8 protein-coding genes are annotated in these 7,410 nt (G+C 58.4%); 3 read left to right on the top strand and 5 right to left on the bottom strand.

Annotated features, from left to right (window positions below):
- Window positions 1-229 precede the first annotated feature (229 nt).
- Complete coding sequence (locus KIH81_RS11830; protein ID WP_214305507.1) at window positions 230-853, top strand: hypothetical protein; 624 nt, start codon at window positions 230-232, stop codon at window positions 851-853.
- A gap of 27 nt (window positions 854-880) precedes the next feature.
- Entirely contained in the window at window positions 881-1,525 is a 645-nt protein-coding gene (locus KIH81_RS11825; RefSeq protein ID WP_214305506.1) for a tyrosine-type recombinase/integrase, read from the top strand.
- On the opposite strand, the gene KIH81_RS12415 is transcribed toward KIH81_RS11825, so the two are convergent.
- The 5 genes from KIH81_RS12415 to KIH81_RS11800 form a co-directional block, all read right to left on the bottom strand.
- Entirely contained in the window at window positions 1,515-1,640 is a 126-nt protein-coding gene (locus KIH81_RS12415; protein WP_420829155.1) for a hypothetical protein, read from the bottom strand. The genes KIH81_RS11825 and KIH81_RS12415 overlap by 11 nt on opposite strands.
- A 19-nt stretch (window positions 1,641-1,659) precedes the next feature.
- Window positions 1,660-2,043 carry a hypothetical protein gene (locus KIH81_RS11815; protein WP_214305504.1) on the bottom strand — a complete coding sequence of 128 codons (384 nt, stop codon included), beginning with the start codon at window positions 2,041-2,043 and terminating at the stop codon, window positions 1,660-1,662.
- Window positions 2,044-2,217: 174 nt separating this feature from the next.
- Complete coding sequence (locus KIH81_RS11810) at window positions 2,218-2,979, bottom strand: hypothetical protein (RefSeq protein WP_214305503.1); 762 nt, start codon at window positions 2,977-2,979, stop codon at window positions 2,218-2,220.
- A 178-nt stretch (window positions 2,980-3,157) separates the two neighbouring features.
- Window positions 3,158-4,240, bottom strand: a complete 1,083-nt coding sequence (locus KIH81_RS11805) for an FtsK/SpoIIIE domain-containing protein (RefSeq protein ID WP_214305502.1) — start codon at window positions 4,238-4,240, stop codon at window positions 3,158-3,160.
- A 40-nt stretch (window positions 4,241-4,280) separates the two neighbouring features.
- Window positions 4,281-4,682 carry a hypothetical protein gene (locus tag KIH81_RS11800; RefSeq protein ID WP_214305501.1) on the bottom strand — a complete coding sequence of 134 codons (402 nt, stop codon included), beginning with the start codon at window positions 4,680-4,682 and terminating at the stop codon, window positions 4,281-4,283.
- Between the two features lie 395 nt (window positions 4,683-5,077).
- Between KIH81_RS11800 and KIH81_RS11795 the strand changes: the two genes are divergently transcribed.
- A partial coding sequence (locus tag KIH81_RS11795; protein WP_214305500.1) for a leucine-rich repeat protein occupies window positions 5,078-7,410 on the top strand: 2,333 nt, incomplete at its 3' end.

Raw genomic sequence — 7,410 nt, 5'->3', positions numbered from 1 at the left:
ATCGAACAGGCACCGGACGGCCTGACCGGCGGCCTTTAATACGACATCGCGTTAAAACCACCCCGACACGCCTACTGCTACAAGGCCAAACCCCGGTCATAAACACCACGTTTGGTTCCTATAACCCCGTTTTCGCGGGGTGGTGCGAAAGCCGTCCAGTGCCAGTAAACCCTAGGGGGCGCAGGTTTCCGGGGCATTTATAGGGGCACGAAACCACCATACTGTTGGCATGACTCGAACAGCAGGTGTATGGGGTAGCGCCAAGAAGAAGACGCGCCGGCTCAAGGATGGCAGGATTGTGGTGTTCTACCGTGCCACATATCCGGATCCTAAGAGCGCAGGGCACCGGGAGGTTTCGCGTAGCTTTCCGACCAAGCGTGAAGCTGAGGCATGGCTACTGAAAGAACATGAACTGGTCAAGTCCTATCAGCGTGGGGAAGCGGATTGGCTTCCGCCGCGTGAGCGTGAACGACGCAAGCGTCTGGAAGAGGAAAGGGCACGTACTTCCTATGCGGATGTAGCTGCGCGTTTTCTGGAGACCGTGCGCAAGCCAGATGGTCTTCCGCTGGAGCATGCCAGCATGCGAAAGCTGGAAAATGATGTGAAGCACACGTTGGATGCCGATTTCCGCGACCGGCCAATCGGGGACATTACCTCTGCGGAGATTAACCGGTGGATTACGGACAATCGCTGTTTGGGCTCCTATGCGATCCACAATGCGGTCAAGGCGCTCAAACGTATACTCAGACTTGCCGTAGCCGAAGGATTGCTGGAAAAGTCTCCCGCTGAGGGCATTCCTACGCCTCCCCGGCCAGCCAGAAGCAAGCAGTCCATGATTCCCGTGATCACGTGAGAGGAATGGCAGATCATCAGACAAGCCATGCCGGACCGGACCCGTGCCGCGGCGTGCCTGGCCATTGGATGCGGACTACGTGAATCGGAGGCCTGTGCGCTGCGGCGTAAGGATATCAATCTGAGGAAACGAACTGTTACGGTCTGGCATTCTTTGGGACGTGGTGAGAAGGATCGCGGTTTTCTGCGGCTTAAACCGCCGAAGACTACGTCGTCCTATCGAACCGTCGTTATTCCCGATGACATCATGCCTGATATCGTCGCACATCTTGCGATGGTGCCGGAGGATCCTGATGCCTTCATGTTCACCGGAGAACAGAGCAGCATTCTGCCTCCCTCTACTTTGCGGAAGCATTTCGACCAGGTGAAGGGGCTCGCCGGACGCGAGGATGCCCACTTCCATACCTTGCGCGCCACTTATGATTCAGGCTTACATCATATCGGAGGGGCCACGTTGGCCGAGACCATGGAAGCCTCAGGACACACGGCCGTGACCGTCGAAGCCATATATCAACGGTCTGATCCGGAGAGAATGCGGCAGGCGGCAAACCGGTGGGGAGCTTACCTAAATCAGTCAACTCGGCCAAGTCATGAGGAACTGGACAAAAGAATTGCCGAAGCCCGTGAATGGCTCCGGCAATTGGAATCGGAAGCAGCTGCGCTCACCGATTGATGGGGTGAAGCAGCTTTTCCATGTCCTCTGCATAGACGAGAATCTTGCGTGGGGATGGCTTCGCGTACCTCAGCCGTCCGCTGTCGCAGAGACGCTCCACGCTCTTACGGGACATATGCAGCGCCTTCATGACTTCAGGCATTGTCATGGTTCTTGGAATTATCACCATCGTCGTTTCCTCTTTCAATGGCTTTTTGTATTGTTTTATTGGAATTGACATCCGCCGCTGTATTGGCAGTGATTGAATGTCGGAGAGGAACGCTCTTCCCCGTGTGTATGTCGGTGGCTTCGTTGCCGCAGAGGATTTTTGTAATCAGTTCGCAGGTGGCGCTTAACGAGTTCGCCCGTTGGACGGGAACGACCCGTAACATGCTGGTCGTCATCATCACCGGCGACGGATCGTCCAATGCCAGAACCACCACCGTATCCCAAGCCGCCCAAAACGCTTGATTGAATTTCGCGGGCACCTGAAGCGGCACTCCTGAGATCAGACGCTCAAGCTCTTCGTCAGATGCCATCGTTCGAATCCTGGCGTCCACAAACAGTGCTGTTGTTGTGGTGGAGATAGTTGGTTGAAATACTGAGCCGAGTTTCCACTCGCCCCAATCGCCAAACCGTCTACGACGAGACTCCAAACCGCGTCTGATGGCGATCTCCGTAATCGTAGAAGACGCTCCGGAAAGGACCAAGACCTACAGCGTTTTGACGTTGCGTTGCCTGGAACGATACCGGTCGTAGGCTTCATCCCGCAATTGCAGCAACTTTTGCAGAGGATAATTCAATTCGGCGGCGTAGACACCGAGAACATCGTCCGCCCAGATATCCTTTTCGCTTTTGCCGGCGAACACGGCTTTCCGCAATGCTTGGAAACGAAGGTCACGTTTGGATAATGAGGCGGGATCGATGGGCTCTCGTTCACCTTTGGATCCTTTTTGTCGAGGGTTGGCTATGATTGGTTCTCCGTCATGCTTCGGAGGAATAACGGTCGTATCCTCCTTGTCGGCATGCTCGCCGGTCTTGGACAAGTACTCGTGAATTTGTTCCACGGAGCCTTCGGCCCGTTCGATATCCGCGGTCGGCCAGATGCGCAAGACAGTCGCGACTTTGCCGCCATTGCGTCCGGTGAAGGAAAGCGCGATATGCAAGTGTTCGGTGTGTTCCTTCCGTCCACGTTCGAAGCAAACAGTCGCCCCACGGGATTTTCTTAACTCGCCGTGTTGGTTTCGGAGGCATTTGGCCAGAGCCCAGTCCACTATCTCTTCGGGCGTCTTACCTTCGCATTCTGGATAATGTTCCGCCGGGTTGTTGACTGTGATGAAGAACGTGTTCAGCCCTTGGTCTGATTTCAGCCCGCACTTTCGTTCGATTGCCCGAACCATGCGGTCGAAATCCTTGTCGTTCTTATCCGTGGCTTTGTTGCTGGCATTCCCGACTTCATCAGGATTCTCCGTCATGGAACACTCCCTGTAATGATCTGGCAATGCTTCAATAACTGATGCACTTTCCGGTCTGCACTTTTTGTGTGTCGATGGAATGGCGGGATAGCGCCTTTCCCTGTCGAAAACTGAAAAATGATGAAAATGCGGGGGTAATATCCGGCGGGCCGTAGCCGGTCCGCCGCCCCCGCATTTTTCAAGGGTGTTCTGGTTCGCGTTCCGACGTATCGGAGTCTGTGTTGAAGGCGCTTATTTCCGCGTCGGTGATGAGTGGCGTGCGGAAATATTGCGCTTCGCCTCGTTCGGGATTCCACGCATACCCGCTGCCGGGCAGAGTGAGTCGCCAGGGTGCCGCGCCATGTTCCACGCACTCGTCGCCCATGAGCATGCGAGATTCCGTCTCGTCGTTGAGGTGCAGGGCCACACGTTGGGGGAAACCGGCCCTCAGGGGCATGGAGGAGACCCTGGGGTTCTGCGTGAACGAAATGACTACTATGCCGACGGCACGGCCTCTGCGCAGCAGGGAATCCAGCAATCGTGTGGCCTCGTCGGAGAGTTTCTTGTCTCCTCCGGAGTGGAGTTGGGCCGCCTCGTCGATGAACAGGTAGATACGGGGATGGGTCTTGGACGGTTCCAGCATGCGTGTTCTGCCTCGCGAGAGTTCGGCGCGTCGGTCGCATTCGCCTACCAGGTCGGTTAGCAGCCTGACGGCCTCCTCCAGCGTCCATGCCTGACGGGCGAACACTTGGTGCTTGTCTCCGCCGTACATCGAGGCCTCCATGCCGTTTTTCAGATCGATGATGTCCAATTCGCAGATTCCGGCCTTGGCCGGGGGCGTCAGTTGGCGGATCATGACCGAAAGAAGATTGGACTTGCCCCATCCGCTGACGGCTACCACGAGTGTGTGCATGTCGGCCGCTATGGACACGACCACGCCGAACAGATCCAGACCAATGGGGATACGACGTATGGAGGCATCGGGCAAGCGCCCAGGGTCTATGGACCTGTCGGAAAGCCGATAGAGAGTCAGGCCCCACTTGGACCCCAATCCAATGGAATACAGTCTGTGCTCGGCGATCCACCCCGGATAGAGACCGGCGACCTCGTTGAGTGCCCGGACTATGTCCCGTTCCGTAACCTTGTTGGAGACGAACCAGGAACGTCTGCCGATGGAACACCATGCGAGCACCGTTTTCGGGCCCGCTGAAGCGGGCAGATGGTCGTGGAGCATGTCGGCGAGTCTGCGGCATTGTATGCCGTATACGGTCGCAGCCAGCATGACGACGGTTGTGATGATACCGATAAGCGGTAGAAAAAAATCAGAAATCGCCATTTTCGTCCTCGACCGGCTGGACGCCATCCGCCATGAAACTCCGATATACATGGGTCTGACCGTTCTGGTTCTGGCGCGTGTAGACCCATGTGGCGAAATTCGTGAACTCCACTCGCGTGTTCGGCGGGAGGTCGGGCTGCTTCTCGCTGGTGACGGTGACGGGCACGACCTCCGGCTCATGGATGAAGTCGTTCGGCAGGGGCGTGAACAACGTATACGCGGTCCATTGCGGGATACCGCGCCGGCTCTTCTTCTGCTCCTGCCGGCCGGCCTGCGCGTTCCAGACCGTCTTCGGTCCGACCTTCTGTACGGTCATCGCGGCCGCGATGAGATCCTGGGGCGTGCGCTGGAAGCCTTCCGCGAAGGTGAAGGGGATGGATTGCGGCATCGTATCTGTCCTTTCCTCGAAGCGATCGATGTGATCATCAGCATCGGGCCGCAGGGCATGGGTGCTTGGCGCGCGAACATGACCCCCTACCTGGAACCGTTGGAATCATTGGCGGCACGCCGAACGCATTGAATGTGAGAAACCCCCTCCGTCACGTGAGCCCGCAACGAAGCGAGAGTGGTGACAACCCGTATCGGCATGGCATGCGCCGGTATGGGGATGAAAGTTTTCCCGCTGTTGCGAATGTTTTCGCAGTGCGACACGATGTCCGTGATATGGACGTGGAAAGTCGTTGGGGGGGGGGGGGTATTCGTGGCTAATAAGGATGGCTGCGCTGTCCCTGTTGTTCCCATATTTCAAAGAGATTTATCTGAAGAGACAAGGTGGTACGGGAAATGGGAGTGGAGAACCGTAGACCCGCCAAACGACTTCTGGCGTTGATGGCGGCCATATGCACATTGGGATCGCTGGCGGTGACGCCCATGGCGAACGCCGAGGACACGACGCCCACGCAGGCCGCGGACGACTGCGTGGCGGTCGACACGGCCAAGAACGCGGACAAATTCAAATGGGGCGACGACCAGAAGACCGTGGTCAAGGGTTTCACGAGTGAATTCCTCGCCGAGGGCCATTCGTGCTATGACCTGAACATCTCCGCGAACGTGACCGAGATTTACGGATTGCCCGTAGAAGACTTGGGCGCGTTCCATGACCAGCCGATTCACAAGCTGACGTTCGACGACGGCGACGTGCCGCTGACGATCGGCAGCTATGCGTTCTCGGGTGCGAAGGGCTTGAAGGAACTGTCCTTCCCGTCCCGTCTGCAGAACCTCAGCGGGTTCAACACGTTCGCGAATACGGGTTCCTTGGAGACGGTGATATTCCCGGCCGGCTCCACGGTCACCGAGATCGGCAACGACATTTTCTATGGCGGTGCGCTGAAGAGCGTGAAGCTGCCGCCCAAGCTCACCAAGATCGGCAATGCGGCATTCATGGGAGATTCGAAGAACCCGACCGCGTACACGATCGAGTGGCCTGCGGAAAGCACGTCGTTGACGATTGATGACCAGGCGTTTGATTATTCGAAGAACACGACGCTTGATTTCACGGGCACGAAACTAACCAGTCTTGACATTGGTGACCTCGCGTTTGCCGGTGGTGAATTCACGAGTGTGAAGTTCCCCTCCAAGATGGATAGGCTCATCCTCGCCGGAGGAATATGGGACTGGGGCCGCAACCAGGTGACTGCGTTTACCCTGCCCGATGAGGTCGACGACCTGCAATTCCAGGGCGGCCGGTACACGTTTGATGGCGTGGAAGCCGCGGCCGCGGTGAGGCTTCCCAAGAAGGTCGGGAAGGCGTATATCTGGACGCCTGCTGGTGGTGGGTTGCATCCTTTGACTGCCCCGGACGGCGTGGACGCCGATAGCGATTACTGGGATGCCTTCATTTTCGCGAACGCCAACCCGGAGATCGTGGATTCGAAAGGAAATGAGATTGATCTTCCCCTGTGGCCTCATGTGCGCGTGTACGTCCAGGACTCGGACAAGAGCGAACGCCATCTGCAAACCGTAGAAGACAAGACTCAAGAGCTTACTGCTCCGCAGGCTCCGGCGTCGAAGCCGTCGGACGTGTCCGAGGGCCTTGAGTTCGCCGGCTGGAAACTGTATCGGAATTACCCTGATGAGAATGACTACACCCGTTATGAGCTGCTTCAACCCGGTGCTGTGCAGACCGTCGGTGCGGGTGAGTTCACGTGGGTCGCGCAGTGGAAGGCTGCGTGGACGGTGTCGTATGACCTGTCGGGTCTGCCGGAGGGTGTGAAGCTGCCTGATGACGCGGCGAAGTATTATGCGATTGGCCAGAGGGGTGGCCGGTTCGTCCTGCCGACCCCGGCCCCCGAGGTGAAGGGTCTGACGTTCACGGGTTGGACGTGGACCAGCGACTACGATCTGAGCCAGTACCCGCAATACGCGGGCGCGTACGACCAGACGACGCCGATCACCTCGTGGGACCAGCGTCCCGCCAACGCTGTTAACCAGACTGATGTCGCAGGTAATCTGACGGTGACGCCGCATTACTCGGGCACGGTCAAGTCGGTGGAGCAGCCGGCGGGCGTGACGTACTGGCAGGGCGGCGAGCCCGTGCTGCCGAAGTCGGTGAAGGTCACGTACGAGGGCGGCGCGGTCCGCAACCTGACCGCCGGATGGGATGCGACCGAGAACGGTCAGGCCATCGACTGGAAGACGTTGAAGGCCGGAACGGTCAAGACCCTGAAGGCCACGTTGCCCGACGACGCGGGCGACGTGCGGGTCACGGTCACGGTCCTGGCCAAGGCCCAGGTCACGTATGACGCGAACGGCGGCACGGGCACGATGAATCCCACCGAGGGCGCGGCCGGCGCGAAGGTGAAGGTCGCCGTCAACGGGTTCGCGCGTTCCGGCTACCGGTTCACGGGCTGGAACACCTTGAAGGACGGCAAGGGCACCGCGTACAAGGCCGGCCAGGAGGTCGAACTGCCCGCGGACGGCCTGACCCTGTACGCGCAGTGGCAGGCCACCGGCGGTTCCTCGTCGGGTGGTAACGGCGGCACGACTCCCACTCCGAAGCCGGATCCTGAGCCGGTGTCGTGTTCGTTCTCGGATGTGTCGGCGTCGACTCCGCATCGTGATGATATCTGCTGGCTGGCCGCGGAGGGGATCGCGACGGGTTATGCGGATGGTACGTT

This window comes from Bifidobacterium miconisargentati (assembly GCF_019331675.1).
GTDB classification, from domain to species: domain Bacteria; phylum Actinomycetota; class Actinomycetes; order Actinomycetales; family Bifidobacteriaceae; genus Bifidobacterium; species Bifidobacterium miconisargentati.
Note: the sequence above shows the minus strand (reverse complement) of the source record. Positions and strands in the feature narration are given on the sequence as shown.

Bases quoted from the DNA above. Each gene is read 5' to 3' on its own strand.
- KIH81_RS11825 (WP_214305506.1), top strand. From the start codon at position 881: ATGCCGGACCGGACCCGTGCCGCGGCGTGCCTGGCCATTGGATGCGGA.
- KIH81_RS12415 (WP_420829155.1), bottom strand. From the start codon at position 1,640: ATGTCCCGTAAGAGCGTGGAGCGTCTCTGCGACAGCGGACGGCTGAGG.
- KIH81_RS11815 (WP_214305504.1), bottom strand. From the start codon at position 2,043: ATGGCATCTGACGAAGAGCTTGAGCGTCTGATCTCAGGAGTGCCGCTT.
- KIH81_RS11830 (WP_214305507.1), top strand. From the start codon at position 230: ATGACTCGAACAGCAGGTGTATGGGGTAGCGCCAAGAAGAAGACGCGC.
- KIH81_RS11800 (WP_214305501.1), bottom strand. From the start codon at position 4,682: ATGCCGCAATCCATCCCCTTCACCTTCGCGGAAGGCTTCCAGCGCACG.
- KIH81_RS11805 (WP_214305502.1), bottom strand. From the start codon at position 4,240: ATGCTGGCTGCGACCGTATACGGCATACAATGCCGCAGACTCGCCGAC.
- KIH81_RS11810 (WP_214305503.1), bottom strand. From the start codon at position 2,979: ATGACGGAGAATCCTGATGAAGTCGGGAATGCCAGCAACAAAGCCACG.